Source organism: Priestia aryabhattai, from assembly GCF_023715685.1.
GTDB classification, from domain to species: Bacteria; Bacillota; Bacilli; order Bacillales; family Bacillaceae_H; genus Priestia; species Priestia aryabhattai_B.
The window spans coordinates 908,646-928,615 of the sequence record NZ_JAMBOQ010000001.1; the positions used below are offsets into that span (position 1 = coordinate 908,646).

At 37.8% G+C, this 19,970-nt stretch carries 22 protein-coding genes; 2 read left to right on the forward strand and 20 right to left on the reverse strand.

Features of this window, described 5'->3' with window-relative positions:
• Nucleotides 1–88: 88 nt before the first annotated feature.
• Together M3225_RS04725 and M3225_RS04730 are read left to right on the forward strand one after the other, a co-directional pair.
• Entirely contained in the window at nt 89–799 is a 711-nt protein-coding gene (locus tag M3225_RS04725) for a YqfQ family protein (RefSeq protein WP_251391422.1), read from the forward strand.
• 128 nt (nt 800–927) lie between these two features.
• The gene (locus M3225_RS04730; protein WP_013059214.1) at nt 928–1,878 is read left to right on the forward strand and encodes a 4-hydroxy-3-methylbut-2-enyl diphosphate reductase; all 951 of its coding nucleotides are present in this window, start codon (nt 928–930) and stop codon (nt 1,876–1,878) included.
• Between the two features lie 43 nt (nt 1,879–1,921).
• Here M3225_RS04730 and M3225_RS04735 read toward each other — a convergent pair whose 3' ends face one another.
• The 20 genes from M3225_RS04735 to M3225_RS04830 form a co-directional block, all read right to left on the reverse strand.
• Nucleotides 1,922–3,043 carry a Nif3-like dinuclear metal center hexameric protein gene (locus M3225_RS04735; protein WP_251391425.1) on the reverse strand — a complete coding sequence of 374 codons (1,122 nt, stop codon included), beginning with the start codon at nt 3,041–3,043 and terminating at the stop codon, nt 1,922–1,924.
• Nucleotides 3,040–3,744: a tRNA (adenine(22)-N(1))-methyltransferase gene (locus M3225_RS04740; protein WP_251391426.1), complete on the reverse strand. Its 705-nt coding sequence runs from the start codon at nt 3,742–3,744 to the stop codon at nt 3,040–3,042. The genes M3225_RS04735 and M3225_RS04740 overlap by 4 nt, the downstream gene beginning before the upstream one ends.
• Nucleotides 3,745–3,913: 169 nt before the next feature.
• On the reverse strand, nt 3,914–4,273 hold the full coding sequence (cccA, locus tag M3225_RS04745; protein ID WP_013059217.1) for a cytochrome c550: 360 nt from the start codon (nt 4,271–4,273) through the stop codon (nt 3,914–3,916).
• Between the two features lie 131 nt (nt 4,274–4,404).
• Nucleotides 4,405–5,544 carry an acyl-CoA dehydrogenase family protein gene (locus M3225_RS04750; protein ID WP_251391427.1) on the reverse strand — a complete coding sequence of 380 codons (1,140 nt, stop codon included), beginning with the start codon at nt 5,542–5,544 and terminating at the stop codon, nt 4,405–4,407.
• Nucleotides 5,545–5,927: 383 nt separating this feature from the next.
• On the reverse strand, nt 5,928–7,061 hold the full coding sequence (gene rpoD / locus M3225_RS04755) for an RNA polymerase sigma factor RpoD (RefSeq protein ID WP_013059219.1): 1,134 nt from the start codon (nt 7,059–7,061) through the stop codon (nt 5,928–5,930).
• A 65-nt stretch (nt 7,062–7,126) separates the two neighbouring features.
• Nucleotides 7,127–8,935, reverse strand: coding sequence for a DNA primase (dnaG, locus tag M3225_RS04760; RefSeq protein WP_251391428.1), 1,809 nt, complete (start codon nt 8,933–8,935; stop codon nt 7,127–7,129).
• A gap of 41 nt (nt 8,936–8,976) precedes the next feature.
• On the reverse strand, nt 8,977–9,447 hold the full coding sequence (locus M3225_RS04765) for a YaiI/YqxD family protein (protein ID WP_308215725.1): 471 nt from the start codon (nt 9,445–9,447) through the stop codon (nt 8,977–8,979).
• Nucleotides 9,448–9,758: 311 nt separating this feature from the next.
• A complete protein-coding gene (locus M3225_RS04770; protein ID WP_013059222.1) occupies nt 9,759–10,562 on the reverse strand; it encodes a pyruvate, water dikinase regulatory protein in 804 nt (267 codons plus the stop codon).
• Nucleotides 10,563–10,595: 33 nt separating this feature from the next.
• The gene (locus M3225_RS04775; protein ID WP_025750542.1) at nt 10,596–11,234 is read right to left on the reverse strand and encodes a helix-turn-helix transcriptional regulator; all 639 of its coding nucleotides are present in this window, start codon (nt 11,232–11,234) and stop codon (nt 10,596–10,598) included.
• Between the two features lie 258 nt (nt 11,235–11,492).
• On the reverse strand, nt 11,493–12,257 hold the full coding sequence (recO, locus tag M3225_RS04780) for a DNA repair protein RecO (RefSeq protein WP_251391429.1): 765 nt from the start codon (nt 12,255–12,257) through the stop codon (nt 11,493–11,495).
• A 27-nt stretch (nt 12,258–12,284) separates the two neighbouring features.
• Nucleotides 12,285–12,428: a YqzL family protein gene (locus M3225_RS04785; RefSeq protein WP_014458193.1), complete on the reverse strand. Its 144-nt coding sequence runs from the start codon at nt 12,426–12,428 to the stop codon at nt 12,285–12,287.
• 155 nt (nt 12,429–12,583) lie between these two features.
• On the reverse strand, nt 12,584–13,489 hold the full coding sequence (era, locus tag M3225_RS04790) for a GTPase Era (RefSeq protein ID WP_251391430.1): 906 nt from the start codon (nt 13,487–13,489) through the stop codon (nt 12,584–12,586).
• On the reverse strand, nt 13,482–13,880 hold the full coding sequence (locus M3225_RS04795) for a cytidine deaminase (RefSeq protein WP_251391431.1): 399 nt from the start codon (nt 13,878–13,880) through the stop codon (nt 13,482–13,484). Before M3225_RS04795 ends, era begins: the two co-directional genes overlap by 8 nt.
• A 90-nt stretch (nt 13,881–13,970) precedes the next feature.
• On the reverse strand, nt 13,971–14,342 hold the full coding sequence (locus M3225_RS04800; RefSeq protein ID WP_251391433.1) for a diacylglycerol kinase family protein: 372 nt from the start codon (nt 14,340–14,342) through the stop codon (nt 13,971–13,973).
• Complete coding sequence (ybeY, locus tag M3225_RS04805; RefSeq protein ID WP_025750544.1) at nt 14,326–14,796, reverse strand: rRNA maturation RNase YbeY; 471 nt, start codon at nt 14,794–14,796, stop codon at nt 14,326–14,328. Before ybeY ends, M3225_RS04800 begins: the two co-directional genes overlap by 17 nt.
• The gene (locus M3225_RS04810; RefSeq protein ID WP_374109812.1) at nt 14,793–16,901 is read right to left on the reverse strand and encodes an HD family phosphohydrolase; all 2,109 of its coding nucleotides are present in this window, start codon (nt 16,899–16,901) and stop codon (nt 14,793–14,795) included. Before M3225_RS04810 ends, ybeY begins: the two co-directional genes overlap by 4 nt.
• Before the next feature lie 63 nt (nt 16,902–16,964).
• A complete protein-coding gene (locus tag M3225_RS04815; protein WP_013085052.1) occupies nt 16,965–17,939 on the reverse strand; it encodes a PhoH family protein in 975 nt (324 codons plus the stop codon).
• A 3-nt stretch (nt 17,940–17,942) separates the two neighbouring features.
• Nucleotides 17,943–19,130 carry a sporulation protein YqfD gene (gene yqfD / locus M3225_RS04820; protein ID WP_251391435.1) on the reverse strand — a complete coding sequence of 396 codons (1,188 nt, stop codon included), beginning with the start codon at nt 19,128–19,130 and terminating at the stop codon, nt 17,943–17,945.
• 16 nt (nt 19,131–19,146) lie between these two features.
• Entirely contained in the window at nt 19,147–19,431 is a 285-nt protein-coding gene (gene yqfC, locus M3225_RS04825; protein WP_013059232.1) for a sporulation protein YqfC, read from the reverse strand.
• A gap of 59 nt (nt 19,432–19,490) precedes the next feature.
• On the reverse strand, nt 19,491–19,952 hold the full coding sequence (locus M3225_RS04830; protein ID WP_251391437.1) for a hypothetical protein: 462 nt from the start codon (nt 19,950–19,952) through the stop codon (nt 19,491–19,493).
• Nucleotides 19,953–19,970: the final 18 nt, after the last annotated feature.

The window sequence follows — 19,970 nt, forward strand, 5'->3', positions numbered from 1 at the left end:
CATATTACTAAAACTTATTACCTGTTTCAAAAACATTTTATCGCGAGTTGCATACCATAGTAAAAGAAAATCTACTTTACTAAAGGAGGTGCGTCCTTTGCTACAGCGAAGACCACCATTTCCCCCCGGTATGCAAAGAAGAATGATGCCAGGAATGCCACCACAAAATGGCTTTGGGCAACCTGGTAACTTTGGCCAATTTAATCCATTACAGCAGTTCCGTAACTTTGCCCAGCAAACAAATGCTCAACAATCATTTTACCCGAATCAGCAAGGCCTGAACCGTGGAGGAGGTAACTTCTTAACTCGCCTATTCCGAAGAGGCGGAAATAGAAACATACCATTTCAACAAGCGGCTGCGGCTGCTCCTCGAGGTTCTTTGTTTTCTGGCCTTTCAGGAGCCCAAGGTACTGCAGGAGCGACTAACTCTTCTTCCCTGCTTGGAGGTTTGCAAGGATTAACGAACCCTGCTAACTTGAGCTCCATGATGGGAAATGTTCAACGAGTATTAAAAGCAGCGGAAACGATGGGACCTATGATTCAACAATACGGACCTCTTGTCAAAAATGCTCCTTCTCTATGGAAAATCTATCAGGCCTTGCGCTCAAGTGATGACACAGATGAAGTACTCGAAGCAGAAGGAACAGAGGTTTCTGAAACTGATGAAAGTAAAGACAGTAAGGTTTTATCAGCAGGCGCAGAAAGCACGGATTCCTCCGATGATGAGCTGGATTTCTTCGAAGAAGAAATTGAACATTCATCGAGAGATCGGGTGTCTAAACCAAAACTTTATATTTGATAAATCCGCTGATTCCTTAAGGAAATACAGTGAGTAAAAAAAGAATATCTTTGTATTCTTCCTTCCTCTTTTATATAATAGAAGCGAGTTGAATTGCTCGTCAGGATTATGATGAGGAGGAAATTGAAATGAAAGTTATTAAAATCGCACCGCGCGGCTATTGTTATGGTGTAGTAGACGCAATGGTCATTGCACGAAACGCCGCTTTAGATAAATCATTGCCTCGACCAATCTATATCTTAGGAATGATTGTTCATAATAAACACGTTACAGATGCGTTTGAAGAGGACGGCATTATCACACTGGACGGTGCTAATCGCCTAGAAATCTTAGACCAAATAAATGAAGGAACCGTTATTTTTACTGCGCACGGAGTATCTCCAGAAGTAAAAGAACGGGCAAAAGAAAAAGGCTTAACAACAATCGATGCTACATGTCCGGATGTTACAAAAACCCATGACCTTATTCGCCAAAAAGAAAAAGAAGGTTATGACGTTATTTATATCGGAAAAAGAAATCATCCTGAGCCAGAAGGTGCACTTGGCATCGCACCAGATATCGTTCATTTAATTGAAAAAGCAGAAGACGTAGCCCATTTAAATATTCAACGTGAGAAAATCATTGTAACAAATCAGACAACAATGAGTCAGTGGGACGTTGCAGAAGTAATGGAAAAGGTAAAAGAAAAATATCCGCACGCTGAAGTTCACAAGGAAATTTGTTTAGCTACACAAGTTCGCCAAGAAGCTGTAGCTGAGCAAGCAGGTGAAGCAGATGTTACAATCGTAGTAGGAGATCCTAAAAGTAACAATTCAAACCGTTTGGCTCAAGTATCAATGGAGATTGCCGGCACTGAGGCATATCGCATCGGTGACATCTCAGAGCTTCAGATCGAATGGTTGATGAACGCGAAAACCGTAGCTGTTACGGCAGGTGCATCTACCCCTACTCCAATTACAAAAGAGGTCATCAATTTTCTAGATCAGTTCGATCCAGAAGATGAAACAACATGGACACGTGAAAAAAGTGTGCCTCTTTCAAAGATTTTACCAAAAGTTCGAACAAAAAAATCGTCTTAATAGACGCAAAAGAAGGTGTTGACATTCGTCAACACCTTCTTTGTTACATAAACGTAAACGGATTTGTGTCTACTTTTGAATCAAATACTTCACACTCAAAATTTTTCGCAGCAAAAAGATTGTTTAATACACGCGTTACGCCTTGTCTCATGACTTTTTCAACATGATGACCAGGATCTACAACGTTTAATCCCATTGCCATTGCATCATGAGCAACATGGAAATACAAATCACCTGTTACATAGGCATCTGCTCCGCTAAATTTTGCGTTTGTAATATATTTGTTTCCGTCTCCGCCAAGAACAGCTACTTTTTTCACTGTGGCATCCATAGACCCTACTACTCTGACACCATCTACATCCAATGCTTGTTTAACGTGAGCGGCAAACTGTTTTAACGTCATCTCTTCTTTTAACTTACCCATTCGGCCAAGTCCAAGCGTCTCGCCCGTTTGTTCAACTGGATAAATGTCATAGGCTACTTCTTCGTAAGGATGAGCACTGAGCATGGCACGAATAATTTTATTTTGTTGACTCGCTTCAAAAATAGTTTCAACCTTTGTTTCATTTACACGTTCTAACTCTCCTTTTGAGCCAATGTATGGGTTGGCTTCTGAAGAAGGTTTAAATGTGCCTTCGCCTTCTGTTGAAAACGTACAGTCACTGTAAAGACCAACATGTCCAGCTCCTGCCTCACAAATAGCTGTGCGCACTGCCTCAGCGTGATTTGAAGGAACAAATACAGCTAGCTTTTTCAATTGAATAGACGTTGTCGGAACCAGCACTTTTGTCTCTTGTAACTCCAACGCTTCGGCTAACAAGTCATTTACTCCGCCTTTAGCTATATCTAAGTTTGTATGGGCAGCATATACGGCAATATCATGTTTGATGCATTTCTCTAAAATACGTCCTTCAGGAAGATCCGTAACCACTTGTTTTAGAGGTCTAAAAATAGGAGGATGATGAGCAATAATTAAATCCACTTGTTTTTCGATTGCTTCGTCTACGACTGTTTCAAGAACATCTAACGTTACCATTACTTTTTTTACAGGCTTGTTTAACGTTCCAATCTGTAAACCAATTTTATCTCCTTCAACCGCTAAATGCTTGGGAGAAAATGATTCGAATGCTTCAATTACTTGAAATCCGTTAGGGATTTTACTCATTTTAACGCCTCCTCAATTAATGAGATGTCTTGGGTAAGTTTTTGAAGTTTTGCTTTGCTTTCCTCTGACTGAGCCTGCTCCATTTGGCTGACAATTTGTTTAAGATGAGTTAGTTCATGCGTCCACTTTGTAATAAAAGCAGAAGAGCGTTTTTCTTTTAAAATAGGGCCCATTAATACACCGGCTTCTACTTCACCGTTATAAGGAGCTAAGGCATTTCCGGGTTCAGCGACGATGACTTCATACATACGACCGTCTTCTTCGATGATTTTTTCATCAATGATTTCCCAGTTGTGTTGAATCAGCCAGCTGCGAATATGATGTGAACCAATATTCGGCTGAAGCACAAGTCTTTTTACTCCTTCTAACTTTGTTTTTCCTTCTTCTAAAATCATCGTAATAAGCGTTCCGCCCATTCCGCAGATTGTAATACAGTCTACTTCATTCGGTGATATTACTTCTAGGCCGTTTCCTTTTCGAACATCAATAACGTTCGTTAAGTTTGTTTTTTTAACCTGCTGAATAGCAGATTGAAGAGGACCTTCTGTAATTTCTCCTGCTACGGCGCTGCTAATATATCCATTTAAATAAGCAAAACACGGCAAGTATGCATGATCTGAGCCAATGTCTGCTATTTTTGCTCCCAAAGGAATCGACTTTACTACTTCTTCAAGTCTTGTTGATAAGTTTAATTCATTCATTTTGTCACCTATTCTCTATGTGATTACTGTTCATTATTTTAACATAGATAGGTACATGATTCCTATTTCTCTTCATGTTTTCCTTTTAGCTGAATGCGTCTAAAAAAGTTATAAAAAAAAAGCCTGCTTTATAAATGAGCGGCTTTCCAGAAAATCATGTTTCTGAACTCTATTTAATTTCTGATACCCATTTAGCCATTTCCTTCGCTTTTTCCGGAGGAACCAGCCCAGGCGGCATGTTTCCTTTACCGTTTACAACAATATCTGCAATTTCGTCTTGAGAAACTTTTTTCCCAATTCCTTTTAACGAAGGACCTACTCCACCTTGATATTGATCACCGTGACAGCCAATACAAGTTTTTTGATAAATTTCTTCTGGTTTAGCTGAAGCCTGCTGTTCCGCGCCCCCGCCTTCTTTTTCAGCCGCAATTTCTTTCGCATTGTTCAATCCGTTGAACGAAAGCGTTAACATTAAAGCAATCCCAATTACCGCAATTAATAAAAATGGTATTAGCGGATTTCGCTTCACTCACTATACCCCCTTTATGTATTCCCATCCCTAGAAATAACAAAATAGTATAAGCACTTTTATTTTACTTGAAAATGCTCATAAGTGAAAGGGTTTTATTTACATAATTAACTAATTTCTTAGTGCTTATCTTAACAACCAATTTGCCTTGCAATAACCGAGCGCTGAATTTCCGAAGTTCCTTCTCCAATTTCTAAAAGCTTAGCATCCCGTAAATACCGTTCCACGTGATACTCTTTCATGTAACCGTATCCTCCATGAATCTGAACAGCTTGACTGGCTACTTCCATACAAATTTCAGAAGCGTACAATTTACACATAGCAGCTTCTTTCGTAAATGGCTTTCCTTGGTCTTTTAACCATGCTGCTTTATACACCATATTTCTTGCTAACTCAATTTTCATCGCCATATCAGCTAATTTAAACTGAATCGCTTGAAATGATGAAATAGCTTTCCCAAATTGCTTTCTTTCCTGCGCATATGACAGTGCTTTTTCATAAGCAGCTTGAGCGATTCCAACGGCCATTGCTCCAATTCCAATTCTTCCTCCGTCAAGCGTCATTAGAAATTGTTTAAAACCTTCTCCTCTTACACCGAGTAAATTCTCTTCAGGCACTTCAACATCCTCTAAAACGAGTTCAGTTGTATTTGAAGCATGTAGACCCATTTTCTCGTAATTGTCTATTACGGTAAAACCTCGAGCTTCTGTAGGTACGATAATAGCTGAGATTTCTTTTTTACCTTCTGTACGATTTGTAACAGCTGTTAAAGCTAAAAACTTTGCATAGCTGGCATTCGTAATATAGCATTTACTACCATTAATCTTAAATGTTCCATCCTTCAACACTGCTTCGGTCTCCGTTCCTCCCGCATCACTTCCTGCGTTCGGTTCGGTTAAACCAAACGCTCCAAAAGATTCCCCCGAGCATAAAACAGGTAGGTACTGTTCTTTTTGCTCTTTTGTTCCGAATAGATAAATAGGTGCCCCCCCGAGCGAAACATGAGCTGAGTATGTAATTCCTGTAGAGCCACAAGCTTTACTTAATTCCTCTACGACAATAGCAAAACTAACCGTATCTGCTCCTCCGCCTCCATACTCTTCAGGAAAAGGAAGGCCCATCACACCAAGCTCACTTAACTTTTTAAAAACATCAAGCGGAAATTGTTTACTTCGATCGCGCTCTAATGCATTTGGTGCTACTTCAGCCTCTGAAAACTCTCTGAGCGTCCGTTGAATCATCTTTTGTTCATTGGTTAATTCAAAATTCATTTTTATTCCCCCTAAAAAAATGTATACGCTTACATTATTTAATTATAATTCATTTTTGTAAATTTTCTCAACTTTTAAAACGTTTTAATTTTTTCATGTTATAATAGAAGAGTACTAATCAAAGCAAGAATAAAATGATAGCGATTCCATTTTTCGGATGTTTAAATGTAATTTGAACAGCTTACGCTTCTATAACAAAAGAATATAAAGGAGCATTTGCAAAACGAAGGACAATTCAGTAAAATATATGAAAGAAGAAAAGTTGGTAAAAAAATCAATATACTTCTTCAAAATGCGTTTTTATGAAATTTATTCCATAAAAAATGGATAGCCCCTTTCCTCAGGGAAAGAAGCTATCTCATAAGCGTTATTTACGCTTTTATCTATTCTAAGAAATCTTTTAAACGTTTGCTTCGGCTAGGGTGACGGAGCTTACGAAGCGCTTTAGCTTCAATTTGACGAATACGCTCACGCGTTACGCCAAATACTTTTCCTACTTCTTCAAGCGTACGCGTACGTCCATCGTCCAGACCAAAACGGAGTCGAAGAACATTTTCTTCGCGATCTGTTAACGTATCAAGGACGTCTTCTAACTGCTCTTTTAATAATTCATACGCAGCATGTTCAGAAGGTGATGTTGCATCTTGGTCTTCAATGAAGTCACCTAAATGAGAATCGTCTTCCTCACCAATTGGTGTTTCAAGAGAAACTGGCTCTTGGGCAATTTTTAAGATTTCACGAACTTTTTCTGGTGTTAAATCCATATCTTCTGCAATTTCTTCAGGAGATGGTTCGCGACCTAAATCTTGAAGAAGCTGACGTTGAACACGAATTAGCTTGTTAATCGTTTCAACCATATGAACGGGAATACGAATCGTTCTTGCTTGGTCAGCAATCGCACGAGTAATAGCTTGACGAATCCACCATGTCGCATACGTACTGAATTTATAACCTTTGCGATAATCAAATTTTTCTACCGCTTTGATAAGACCCATGTTTCCTTCCTGAATTAAATCAAGAAACAGCATACCGCGTCCAACATAGCGTTTAGCGATACTTACAACAAGACGTAAGTTTGCTTCAGCAAGACGACGTTTCGCTTCTTCATCGCCTTCTTCAATACGTTTTGCTAAATTGATTTCTTCCTCTGCTGACAATAAGTCAACGCGTCCGATTTCTTTTAAGTACATACGAACTGGATCATTAATTTTCACACCAGGAGGTACACTTAAATCATTTAAATCAAACTCTTCTTCTTTTGACAGTTCTTGAATATCGGGATCGGCATCGTCATCATTTGCTTCAGATTCACTCATTACTTCAACACCTTGTTCTCCAAGGTATTCATAATATTCATCCATTTGATCGGATTCAATTTCGAAGTTCGCCATACGCTCTGCAATTTCTTCGTATGTGAGCACACCACGTTTTTTTCCGATTTCGGTCAATTGATCTTTTACTTGTTCAATTGTTAAATCTGAATCAAGTTGTTTTGATTGAGCTGATTTTTCAGCCATCAGATCCCCTCCTTCCAAAATTTTAAGGAAAACCTTCTAAAAGTGGGACTAATACGCAATATCGTTTATTTTAACGTTTTTTTTAACTGTAAAATTTCCATTGCTATTGTCGCAGCTTTTAAATAATCTTTTTGACGCTCTGCTTCTTGCTTTTCTGCTTCTTTTTTTTCTACCGCTACCCTTTGTGGGTAAATCAATATAGTTTGGATATAATCATTCAATGCTTGCTCCGACAATTCATCATTAATTGACATCATCGCCAGTTCTGAAGCTAGACTAGACAACGAAGACTCGGGCAACCGTTCGATAAATCCGCTCGGATTAGGCTCATGTCCTTCCTCGTAATAGGCATACAAATATAGAACAAGCGCACGATGTTCTTCGACATTGAACTGACCTTGAAGTCGGTCTTGAATTCTAAATGCTACATCCTTATCTTTCAACATATGAGCGATCAAAAAACGTTCTGCATTTTGATAAGCCGGTAATAAGCTTCTCTTTACGACTGGTTGTCTATTTATATTATTTCGATTTGGAGAATCATTATCCTTTTTCTTTTTTTCAGTTCGATACACTTGATACTGCTGTTCTTTAAGCGCATCTAATGAAATGGAAAACTCTTGTGCCAATTGGCGTAAATAATGATCTCGTTCTACGGCTTTCGTAAGGAGACTTATTTCTTTCAAAACGTCTTCAATGTATTGCATACGTTCAGATTCATTTTGTAGATTTCGTTTTCGGCGGAGATACCTCATTTGAAATGCCATAAAGGTCAAGCTGCTGTTAATAACATCATTTTGAAACTTCTCTGCCCCGTATTCTTTAATATAATCATCCGGATCATAACCATCCGGCATCACAGCAATCTTAACGGTACAACCCACATTTGTTAAGATAGCAGTTGCTTTGTGCGCTGCTTCAATTCCGGCAGAATCTGCATCATAGCAAATGATAACGGACTCTACATTTCGGCGAATAATCTTGGCTTGTTCTTCTGTTAAGGCAGTTCCCATTGTTGCAATTGCGTTTGGACACCCCGCTTTAACAGCCGAAATAACATCTGCAAATCCTTCAAATAAAATAACTTGCTGATTTTTGCGTATATGTTTTTTAGCGCGGTGAAAGTTGTAGAGTGTGCGACTTTTGTTAAAAATAGAAGTTTCGGGACTGTTTAAATATTTAGGCTGCCCTTTTATCTCTTTTAGCAGGCGCCCTGAAAATGCAATTGTTTTGCCTTGCAAGTCAGCAATAGGAAACATAATTCGATCACGAAAACGATCAAAGTACGTTTCATCTTGGTTGCGTTTAATGATTAAACCTGCATGTTCCATCTCTTGCGGATTAAACCCACGTTTTGTTAAGAACTTACTTACAAATTCCCACGAATCTAAAGCAAAACCTATCTCAAATTCATCGATAATTTCGCGTGAAAACCCTCGATTTATTAAATAATCATAAGCATCTTGGCCTTCTTTTGTATTTACCAATAAATGATGGTAAAATTTCTTTAAAAGCTCGTGTGCTTCAATCATTTTATTGCTAGGCTTTTGATTATCTTCTTCATGAGGATGTATCTCATGTTCGAAAGGAATATCTCCTTTTTCAGCAAGCTGCTGAGCTGCTTCCGTGAAGGACAGTCCTTCTAATTCCATTATGAATGAAAATGAATTACCTCCTGCACCGCATCCAAAGCAATGATAAATTTGTTTATCAGGCGATACTGAAAAAGATGGTGTGCTTTCCCCATGAAACGGACAGAGTCCAAAATAATTGCGCCCTTGTTTTTTTAGTTGTACATAATCGCTTATGACGTCGACAATATCTACTGAATGCCGAATACGGTCGATTACTTCATCAGGAATTCGATTTGCCATAGTAACAGCTCCGTATTTCATATAATATTCTTCACTAAGTGCTAAATTCCTGCAAGTTTCGACAACATTTTTTCAAAAGCTTGAATGAAATGCTGGCGATCTTCTTCACTAAATGCCTTTGGGCCTTTAGTATGACGCCCTGACCGTCGCTCTTTTGCAGAAACATAGCGAAAGAAAAGCACCGTATTCATTTCGTCGTCATTATAGTACTTTCCACGAGGAGACAGTGCGTAAACCCCTCGACTTACTAACATGCTTGCTAAGCCAGTATCTTGAGTTACGACAATATCCTGCTTGACTGCGTGATTTAAAATATATAAATCTGCGGCTTCCTTTTCTGCATCCACATAGACCCATTTTCCTGGTGTAGGATTTGTTTGCATGTGAGCATGGGAAGCAACAAACACAAGCTCGATGTCATATGTATGTGTAAGTTCAACGATTTCTGCTTTAACAGGGCATGCATCAGCATCGACAAAAACTTTACTTTTTCTTTTGCTATAACTCTGTATTCTACATCCCTCCAGAGATTCCTTCTAACAATTTGTTATTTCCTGTAGATGGCATTTGTCGAATACTTTTTTCGATTTTGACTTGACTTTTATATAAATAGTTTATTCGTTCTTAACAAAGTCTAAACCTAAAACTATTCTTTTTTATCACAATTTTTTATTATAATATAAACAACCTATATTTTCTATACAAAAGTCACTTGTTTTTAAAAGTTCTGTCATATTCATCTTCGGTATATTTTTTTAGGCTTACAGTCTAAAAAAATAAGAAAGCAATCTCCTTTATGTCACGCACAGAGGAGATCCATCGTTTATTTCTTTTTGATGGTATTAAGAATGATACCAGCTGTTTCTTCTACGGCTCTGTTGGATACGTCAACCACTTCACAGCCGATCTTATCTACAATCCCTTGGAAAAATTCAAGTTCTTCTTTAATACGGCCAATATTAGCATAAATTGCTTTATCGTTTAGACCAAGAGACTTTAAACGCTCTTTACGAATATCGTTTAATTTTTCGGGACTAATAGTAAGCCCTATACACTTCTCAGGTGATACGTGAAACAGCTCTTCTGGCGGATCTACTTCAGGTACAATCGGAACATTGGCTACTTTTAAACGCTTATGTGCTAAAAATTGAGAAAGAGGTGTTTTAGACGTTCTTGATACACCGATTAATACGATATCCGCTCTAAGAATGCCTCTCGGATCACGCCCATCATCATATTTCACTGCAAATTCAATGGCTTCTACTTTCTTAAAATAATCTTCGTCTAATTTTCTAGCCATGCCAGGCTCATAGCGAGGAGAAAGTTGATAAGAAGATTGAATTTTATCAATTAAAGGTCCAATAATATCAAATACCTCTACCCCGTTCTTGGACGCTTCTTGAATTAAAAATTCTCTCATTTCGGGCTTTACTAGCGTAAAGCCAATAATAGCGTTGTTCATCTTCGCTACTGAAACCACTTCTGAAAGTGTTGCGATGTCCTCTACGTAAGGTACTCTTTTAATTACAAAGTCTGTCATATTGAACTGACTTGATGCAGCCTTTACAACTAGTTCAGCTGTCTCACCTACAGAATCCGAAATGACATAAAGACATGGGTTGTTCATATTTTGTGCATCCCCTTTTTAATCCTTTTTCACTTATAATACTTCATCATTTGCTAATGCTACTAGTAGTTTTGTAATATTTGTTTTGGTAATGCGTCCCACCACTTCAAAATTGCCGTCTCCCTCTTTAATAACGGGCATAGCATCAATCTGTTTTTCAATTAAGATCTTAGCAATATCAATTAACAAATCTTCGCGATAGCAATATGTAATGTTGGGCATTCTCGTCATGATAATATGAACAGGAATAGATGTTAACTCTTGCTTTCCGATACTCGCGCGCAATAAATCTTTACGCGACAGTACTCCCACTAGCTGAGATTTCTCATCCACTACAAAAAGGGTCCCCACGTCTTCTAGAAACATTGTACAAATAGCATCATATACCGACACATTTTCGTTCACGACTACCGGGATAGACTGATATTCTTGCACCTGTATTTTTTTTATTTTATCTGTAAGAAGCTGTGCTCCTGTTTTACCTGTGTAAAAGTAACCTACGCGCGGTCGCGCTTCTAAATAACCAGCCATTGTTAAAATAGCCAAGTCCGGTCTTAGCGTTGCCCGCGTAAGGCTAAGCTGATCTGCAATATGCTCACCTGTAATAGGTCCTTCGTCTTTGACAATTTGCAAAATTTGTTCTTGTCGTTTGTTCAGTTCGATTGTACTCACCACCTAATCATCAAATGTGACATACTATTTATAAAACATTATATACTTTTTAAGCAAAAGTAAAAGCTATAACTTATTAATTTTAGCATTTTATCTTTTTAGAATGCCGTTTATTTTACCACGGCTTTTCAAAAAAAGCAGGCATTACACTTACAATAAGCGAAACTCCCCCTTTGCTCCACAGTAAAAAGGGTGTCCCCTACATACTACGAGGCACCCTAGCGACAGCAATTCCTTGCATATCACTGATTATCTTTCCTATTTCTCATCAGAGAGCGATTGTTTTAAAGACTCCATCTGATTCAAAAACCGCTTTGTTTTTAAAAACAATCCTGAATATTCTTCGTAATATTGATCAATTACAAACTTTAATTGTTTTTTTGTTTCGGGCTTAACAGAAATAGAACCTAACCGCTTTAAATCAATGTAATAAAATAGTCTTAATAGTTTAACCGTCATCGGACTAATTTTCAAATGATAAGGATCTTTTTCTAAGCATCGATGACAAATAAACCCGCCTTCTCGAATGGAAAAATGAAATGTTCCTTCACCTTGATGACAGACTGCACATTCATTTAATGTAGGGTGAAGACCTAGAACGTTTAACATTTTCATTTCATAAATAAATGTTAAGATTTCTGCATCATACTCTTCGTTTATATAATGAATGGTTTGGTGCAGCAGTTCAAATAGAAATGGATTGGGTTTATTGTTGTCAGTAGCTTTATCTGTTAATTCAAGAATATAAGAAGCATACGCTGTTGTGAAGATATCTTCGCGTATGCTTCTCATAGATGAGATAACTTCTCCTTGATGGAGAGTACCCATTCCTGAACCTGCTTGTATAAAAAAGTATCCATACGTAAATAATTGTGTGACGGAAGCTAAGCGACTATTGGGCTTTTTCGCCCCTCTTGCCATGAGTCCTACTTTTCCGAGTTCACGTGAATAAATGGTGACAATTTTATTTGATTCACCGTAATCATTCGTTCGAATGACAATTCCTTCACACTTTTTAAACAATCATCATCACCGCCATCTTACAGAAGGCTAAGACAAGGGAGAATTGAGACTTTCGCTGTTGTCCTCATATGTTTCGGGTCTTTCTTTCACTTCATTTTCAAGTTCCTTAAAAATGAGATAAGTATCAATGCTACCTGTTTGTGAAAAAATGTTCCAAGTAAAATTCAACATAGAACTCCCACCTTTCTAACCATAAAGATCAGATACATATTTCAATTCCTTATGTTTAGAATAGCCTTCCGACGTAAAATCATGTAACACAATTTTTTACAAATTACCTTCTTTTATGAAGGGGTATAAATCGACGCAAACAAGCACTCAAATGATTAATATTCGTCTTCTCTAAATCCAAAGTCGCGGAGATGCGTCGCTCGGTTTCGCCAATCTTTTTGCACTTTCACCCATAGTTCTAAAAACACTTTTGAACCTAAAAGGGCTTCAATGTCTGCTCTTGCTTTTCTTCCTACCTCTTTTAACATCTTTCCTTGCTTTCCAATTACGATGCCTTTTTGTGAATCTCGTTCGACGATAATTGTAGCGCCGACGTAAACAGCGCCATTATCTCGTCTTTGCATAGAATCCATCACAACCGCAATAGAATGAGGTATTTCTTCCCTCGTTGCATGCAGTACTTTTTCACGAATTAATTCCGTAATAATAAAGCGTTCTGGGTGATCCGTTACTTGATCTGCCGGGTAATATTGCGGCCCTTCTGGCAATCGCTGCTTGATTTGATCAAGCAAACGCTCCACGTTATTTCCTTGTAAAGCTGAAATTGGCACAATTTCAGCAAAAGGATATAAGTCTTTATACGTCGTGATAATTGAAAACAATTCGTCTGGATGAATTTCATCAATTTTATTAATCACAAGGAAAACAGGCGTTTTTGTATCTTTTAAACGCTCGATAATAAATTCATCGCCTCGACCTAAGCCTTCTGTTGCGTTAATCATAAATAAAATTAAATCTACTTCTTTAAGCGTATTTTGCGCTACCTTCATCATAAAGTCGCCTAATTTATGCTTTGGTTTATGAATTCCAGGCGTATCAATAAACACAATTTGTGCATGATCTTCCGTGTACACACCCTGAATTTTATTTCTAGTTGTTTGCGGTTTGTCACTCATAATCGCAATCTTTTGACCAATTACTCGGTTCAAAAAAGTTGATTTCCCTACGTTTGGTCTTCCAATAATTGAAACAAAACCTGACTTAAATTCATTATTACTCATGTAAATCCTCCGATGAAAATGCTCCTGGAAGTAATTCTTCCACAGTTAATTCTTGTATGTCATTTTTTAAATTGGTTAATATAACTTTCATTTCTTTTGGACAAAGCTCAGAGATTACTTGTCTGCATGCTCCACACGGAGAAACAGGACGATCAGTATCAGCTACTACAGCAAGTGCTGCATACTCTCTATCTCCTTCTGAATATGCTTTAAATAAAGCTGTACGCTCAGCACAATTGCACATGCTATAAGCCGCATTTTCAATATTGCAGCCGCGATAAACCTTTCCATCTTTCGTCAATAAAGCTGCACCAACTTTAAATTTTGAATACGGTACATAAGCCATTTCACGAGCTTTTTTCGCCTCATCAATCAGTTCGGTCTTATCCATTTATCCGCTCTCCTTTTGCGCTTCTACATGTCGTTTAACTTGTCCTTTTTTATTATACCACGGGGTGTAAAGAACCAAAAAGATTCCTTTTTAAAACAAATACTTTAAGAAAATAATTCCTCCTATAAGGACAGCAAAACACGCATAGACCAGCACCGCGGCTGCAGCTGCATCTTTTGCGTGTTTTGCTAGTATGTGATATTCAGGAGAAACTAAATCTACAACTTTTTCAACCGCTGTATTCATTAACTCCAAGCTGAACATGCCTGCAATCAGAAGCAGCACAACCGTCCATTCACCAGCTGTAATTGACAGCACGGTACCTAAGAGAAGGGCGATGAAAGAAGCTGCTACGTGAATTTGCATGTTTCTCTGTGTTTTACAGACATATATAAACCCTTCTATTGCATAACCAAAGCTACTGACAACTTTAGCTATCCCTTTTTTATCGCGAGAGTCCATATTGTTCTAAAATATCTTTTTGACGTGTAAACATCTCTTTTTCATCTTCTGATGTTTCATGGTCATATCCAAGCAAGTGCAAGAAACCGTGAACCGTTAAGAATCCTAGCTCCCTCATAAACGAGTGATTGTATTCTTCTGCTTGCTCATGAGCTTTTGGAATCGAAATGACAATATCCCCTAGGACTCTTGGCATCTCGTCTCCGATAATTTGCATTTCATCTTCGCCCATTTCTTCTAGCGCAAACGAAATTACATCCGTTGGCTGGTTTTTATGGCGATATTGATGATTGATTTCTTGAATTCGATCATTATCCACAAATGTAACAGATACTTCTGCATCCTCTTGCAAATTTTCATATATAGCAGCAGCTTCAAGCAGCTTCTCCAGCTCTTTTTGCTGCTCTTCACTCACTTCGTTTGTTTCATCAATAAAATCAATAACTAAACTCATACCTTCACCTTCTCTTTTTTTATCTCTGGATATTCGATTCGGGAATGAAAAATCCCATTTAAAGTTTCACATAGTGCTTGGCGAATTAACTCTAGCTCTTTGAGCGTTACGTTACACTCGCTAAGCTGCTCATCCTGCAAGCGATCTTTAATAATATTTCGCACCAAGTTCTCAATTTTTTCCGGAGTCGGATTGGACATTGACCTTACGGCTGCTTCTACACTATCAGCTATGCAAATAACCGCCGCTTCTTTCGACTGAGGCTTTGGTCCAGGATAACGATATTCTTTTTCATCAATTTTTTCTTCTGTTTGTTCAAGTGCCTTATGATAGAAAAACTTAAGCAGAGTCGTTCCGTGATGCTGCTCTGCAATATCTACAATCTCTTTTGGAAACTTGTGATTTCGCAAAATGGTAGCTCCATCTGTAGCATGTGCGATTATAATATTTTTACTAGTCTTCGGACTTAGTTTATCATGCGGATTGGTAATATTCATTTGATTTTCAATAAAATACTGCGGTCGCTTCGTTTTACCAATATCGTGATAATAGGCTCCCACTCTCGCTAATAAACCATTAGCTCCTATCGTTTCACACGCCGCTTCAGATAAATTTGCCACCATTACACTGTGATGATACGTTCCCGGTGTTTCCGTTAAAATTTTACGTAATAGCGGATGAGTAGGACTCGATAATTCAATTAGCTTCATCGTAGATAAAATGCCAAATCCACTTTCAAAAAACGGAAGCAATCCTATAGTTAAAACAGAAGCAATAACACCAGATGCAATTGACATCATACTGTAATAGCCTAGCTCTACAGTACCAATTTGACCATTTTTAATAAAAATAATAGCAAAGCTGATAATTACGTTCACCATAGCCACAAATAGACCTGCCTGCAAAATCCGTGAACGTCTGTGCTGCCTGCTTAAAAATAAAATAGCAGCAATATTGCTAATTAAAAAGTAGATCCCAATGTTCATATTAAACGAGGTTGTCAATTCACCATTAAAAATAATGCTTCCACAAATAGCAAATACAATGCTTGATAAAATAGCAATGCGTTCATCCATTAAAATTCGAATCAGCAAACCTCCCACCGCAACAGGAGCTAAGAAACCAATTTCCGATAAATCAATTTGCTGAAAAAAGCTTAGGATTTTCATGAGGCCAATCGTAATGGTTGCTACCAATACATATAACAACAAGGGCTGATATGTATTGGTGTGAAATTCACGCAAATAGTAAATGAGGCCCGCTATCATCATCACAATCAGCAAAGCTAATCCCGCAAAAGGCTGAATAGATCCTTTATTATTCAACAATCCCGCGAGCTGGAGCTGACGATATATATCAGGATTAATAAGCTGATTTTCTTCTACAATAATCTGACCTTGTTTGATTCGGACAGGCTCCACTTTTTCCACAGCTGCTTGACGGTTTTCAGCTGTTTTTTGCGGATCATAAATCACATTTGGAATGATAGCGAATTTAGCAATTGCATTCATTGAATCCTTTAGGGAGTTGCTGACATTGGTGTAAACGAGCTGACTTTCTACCTGATCTTTTTTCTCTTCTACATCGCTAATCTTCACTTGATCTTTCATCACATGATGAACAGCTGTGACCACGGCGTCTTTTGCAATCGATAAATCACTGTTAGAAGACTGAAGCAGCTGCTTAATGGTATCCTTTGGCAAGTTTTTTTGAATGTCTTCAGGAAGCTTGTCCTCTAGCATTTTTTGTTTGGTTTTTAATACAGCATCGATACTGTTATCTTCATGATCTTCTTTTTCATATTCCGTATTAACTTCCATCATCGCATCAAAAATAGATGCAACAAGATCGACTTGGTTCTGTGCGTATTCTGTTTTTTGTGTATACACATCTTCAACGGCTTGTTCTGCCTCTGCCCGCTTCTTCTCTGTGCTCTCTTTATCTTCAATGGTAACGGGCGAGTAAATTGTTTGCGGGGAAATAGACAGTAGTCTGAGATCTAATTCCTGCGGCTTTACATTGCTATACATAGACGCAAACATCATTACACCTAACAAGGCATATAACCCAATTTGAATTAACCGTAATCGCTCGATCTGTGCCATTGTTTGCTTGATTATCCGAAACGTTGACACAAACGTACCCCCTTTTACAAAAAATAGACCCTATTAAGAAAGGGTCTTTTGGTCAGCTTGTTCGTACGCTTGAATGATGCGTCCCACAAGTGGGTGGCGCACGACATCTGACTGTTCTAGATGAACAAACGAAATACCTTTAACATTGGTCAGGATTTTCGAGACAGCTGCTAAACCAGACTGAGCTCCTTTTGGTAAATCAATTTGTGAAATATCTCCTGTAATGACCATTTTAGACCCAAATCCTAGTCGTGTTAAAAACATCTTCATTTGCGCCATCGTGGTGTTTTGTGCTTCGTCTAAGATAACAAACGCATCATCTAGTGTACGACCTCGCATATAAGCAAGGGGTGCTATTTCAATAACTCCGCGTTCGATTAGGCGTTGCGTATGTTCTGTTCCTAATACATCATGTAATGCATCGTACAGAGGCCGCAAGTACGGATCTACTTTTTCTTTCAAATCTCCTGGCAAGAAGCCAAGACTTTCACCTGCTTCAACAGCAGGACGTGTTAAAATAATACGTTGTACGTGACCATTTTTTAGGGCATTAACGGCCATGACAACAGCTAAATACGTTTTCCCCGTACCAGCAGGACCAATTCCAAATACCAAATCGTTTTTCTTAATAGCAGAAATGTATTGACTTTGTCCTAATGTCTTAACACGAATGGTCTTACCCTTTACATTTTTACCAATCTCTTCTTCATATACATCTTCAAAAAACTCGAGAGAGTTTTTCTTAGCTAATTGAATCGCATACACAACATCTCGTTCAGATATGGAAATATTTTTTCGGATAATGTTCAGTAACTTTTTAAGCATTTCTTCTACTAGCTGAACATTTTCTGTACTTCCGGAGACTACAACAGTCTCACCTCTTGAAATGATAGAGACCTGCATTTCTTCTTCAATTCGCTTTAAATTCGCATCTTGTACGCCAAATAATGAAATGGCTTCGTTTGAATCATCAAGTTGTACGTTAATTGTTACTAGCTGTTCTGACATTCATCAATCTCCTTGAATAATTGGTTGAGTGTTCGCAATATTTTCTATAACTTGGTAATGTATTGATAATCTAACTTTACCATTGTCCTGTTCTTGGTGCAAAACTTTTTCACCTTTTATTTTAGCATCCTCACCTAAAGTTGATAGTAATTTTTTTCGACCGATTTCCAAAGCTTTTTCCACCGCCTCTTGTTTAGAATAGACGCGCTGAGAGTTCTGTTCTTCTCGCACAGCAACTTTCTCATACGACAGAGGTAATTTCCATTTTAAAAAATAGAGTGGATGCTCAACTTTTTCTGTCACCTTTGAGCCGTATTTCTCTTTGTTAAAAGCCCAAAGAGGCATTTTAAAAGCTTGAAAATCTAAATAGTGCTTCGTATATCCATTACCCGTTAATACCTGAAAATCAGTTTTTAAAGGCACTTCCACCTCAGACTTATACCATGTTTCACCGTAGACTTTCCCTTTAGCAGCTACTACCTTTTTATTTTTTTCGTTTCCAATAATACCGGAAACTAAGACCTCGCCTTCATTGACAAAATCATTAACCTTGACTAAAGGTTGTCCTTTTTCGACAAACAAATTCGTAATAATGGCTTTCTTTTTAGCAATTAAATGTTGGTAAGTTGTTTTTTGCTGAGGCTTGGGCTCATTTTTTTCAACCACTTGGAAGTGATAAGAAGTGCCGCGCACTTCTACACCCACCCAGGTAATATTGTTCATATTATCCGTTAAATAGCGCTGAATTTTTTCAGGACTCTCTAACAGAAATTGAAACTCTCCTCTTTTTACACCTATTTTGGCAAGCTGCTTAGTCATTTGATGTTCTGTTTGTGGTTCTGCACCGCTAATTTCCACTTTCCACACCATGTTGGAAAGCAAACCAAGAATAATAAAAAAAGAAAGAAAACCTAAAGCAAACCCACTATTTTTGATCACTCGTTTTGTTAAAAAAGGAAACCCTCTGCCTCTTATAAAATAAATTTTACAATCTGCGTTGCGAATTAGTATACGAATTTTCTTTATATCTTTCAATAATATCGTTGCTGTCGCTAGCTGACCGTCAACTTTATGGACATTCGAAATCATAATCTGTTGTCTCACACAATTATTTAAGAAACGTTCAATTCCTTTTCCAACAATTCGAATACGTACGGTACCAATAACAAAGTTTGTCCATCCATTCTTCATTTTTTTCCTCCTTGTGTTATTGTTCTAAATAAAGAACTTGATTGATTTTACCTTCTAAAACCAGTTCTTCTGGCAGTATTACTTTAATGACCAGTCCTTCACCTCGAATTAACATTTGTCCCTGTTTTAGTAACACGCGTATTTCAGTATCAGAAAAGGCTAATAAACCTTTATGATTTTCAATATAGATGTGTATTTGTCCAACTAACGTAATACGGGGAAGATCCATTAATACATCAGCGGGTAGTTCCATTGTTTTTGTCATCCATCTTTTCATTTGATGTCTCCACTTTTTGCTCATAAAAAGAACCCCCTTTCATCTCATGTTTATGAGAAAGGGGGTTAATGTATCACATCTATTTATCGTTTATATTTACGTTGTTTCGATTTTGGCGGCCCTAGAATTTCGGACCATATCACTCCTTGAACAGCTTCTTTACGAGAAATGGGCTTAAAAACGTTTTTCTCACCCGCGATTTTTGGTTCTTTAACTGTGATTTTCTTTTGAATAGACGGTTCATGATACGAACGGTTTTTTAGCTCTTCCAGTTTTTCTTGCAAAGGATTTGCTTCTGCTGAAGGAACGGTTTCTGGCTCCATACGAGCTGTTTTTGGCTCTTCTTTGACAGGGCGATATCTAGGTCTTTCCCGCCTTGAAGAATTGTTTACAGGAGGTATAGGAGCTCTTTTAGAACGCTGCTGTTCTTCCTCTTTTGACTGAGCCATAAAACGCTGCACAATGTTAAAAATAATCCCTCCAATGATGACAAAAATGAAAGCATTATTAATAATTAGTTTAATAAGCGTTTCAACGATATTCATTAGGAGAAAACCTCCTTG

Coding starts and splice junctions, on each gene's coding strand:
- M3225_RS04730 (WP_013059214.1), top strand. CDS start 928: ATGAAAGTTATTAAAATCGCACCGCGCGGCTATTGTTATGGTGTAGTA.
- M3225_RS04735 (WP_251391425.1), bottom strand. CDS start 3,043: ATGAGTAAAATCCCTAACGGATTTCAAGTAATTGAAGCATTCGAATCA.
- M3225_RS04740 (WP_251391426.1), bottom strand. CDS start 3,744: ATGAATGAATTAAACTTATCAACAAGACTTGAAGAAGTAGTAAAGTCG.
- M3225_RS04750 (WP_251391427.1), bottom strand. CDS start 5,544: ATGAATTTTGAATTAACCAATGAACAAAAGATGATTCAACGGACGCTC.
- rpoD (WP_013059219.1), bottom strand. CDS start 7,061: ATGGCTGAAAAATCAGCTCAATCAAAACAACTTGATTCAGATTTAACA.
- dnaG (WP_251391428.1), bottom strand. CDS start 8,935: ATGGCAAATCGAATTCCTGATGAAGTAATCGACCGTATTCGGCATTCA.
- M3225_RS04770 (WP_013059222.1), bottom strand. CDS start 10,562: ATGAACAACCCATGTCTTTATGTCATTTCGGATTCTGTAGGTGAGACA.
- M3225_RS04785 (WP_014458193.1), bottom strand. CDS start 12,428: ATGTTGAATTTTACTTGGAACATTTTTTCACAAACAGGTAGCATTGAT.
- era (WP_251391430.1), bottom strand. CDS start 13,489: ATGAGTAATAATGAATTTAAGTCAGGTTTTGTTTCAATTATTGGAAGA.
- M3225_RS04795 (WP_251391431.1), bottom strand. CDS start 13,880: ATGGATAAGACCGAACTGATTGATGAGGCGAAAAAAGCTCGTGAAATG.
- M3225_RS04800 (WP_251391433.1), bottom strand. CDS start 14,342: ATGGACTCTCGCGATAAAAAAGGGATAGCTAAAGTTGTCAGTAGCTTT.
- ybeY (WP_025750544.1), bottom strand. CDS start 14,796: ATGAGTTTAGTTATTGATTTTATTGATGAAACAAACGAAGTGAGTGAA.
- M3225_RS04810 (WP_374109812.1), bottom strand. CDS start 16,901: ATGGCACAGATCGAGCGATTACGGTTAATTCAAATTGGGTTATATGCC.
- M3225_RS04815 (WP_013085052.1), bottom strand. CDS start 17,939: ATGTCAGAACAGCTAGTAACAATTAACGTACAACTTGATGATTCAAAC.
- yqfD (WP_251391435.1), bottom strand. CDS start 19,130: ATGAAGAATGGATGGACAAACTTTGTTATTGGTACCGTACGTATTCGA.
- yqfC (WP_013059232.1), bottom strand. CDS start 19,431: ATGAGCAAAAAGTGGAGACATCAAATGAAAAGATGGATGACAAAAACA.
- M3225_RS04830 (WP_251391437.1), bottom strand. CDS start 19,952: ATGAATATCGTTGAAACGCTTATTAAACTAATTATTAATAATGCTTTC.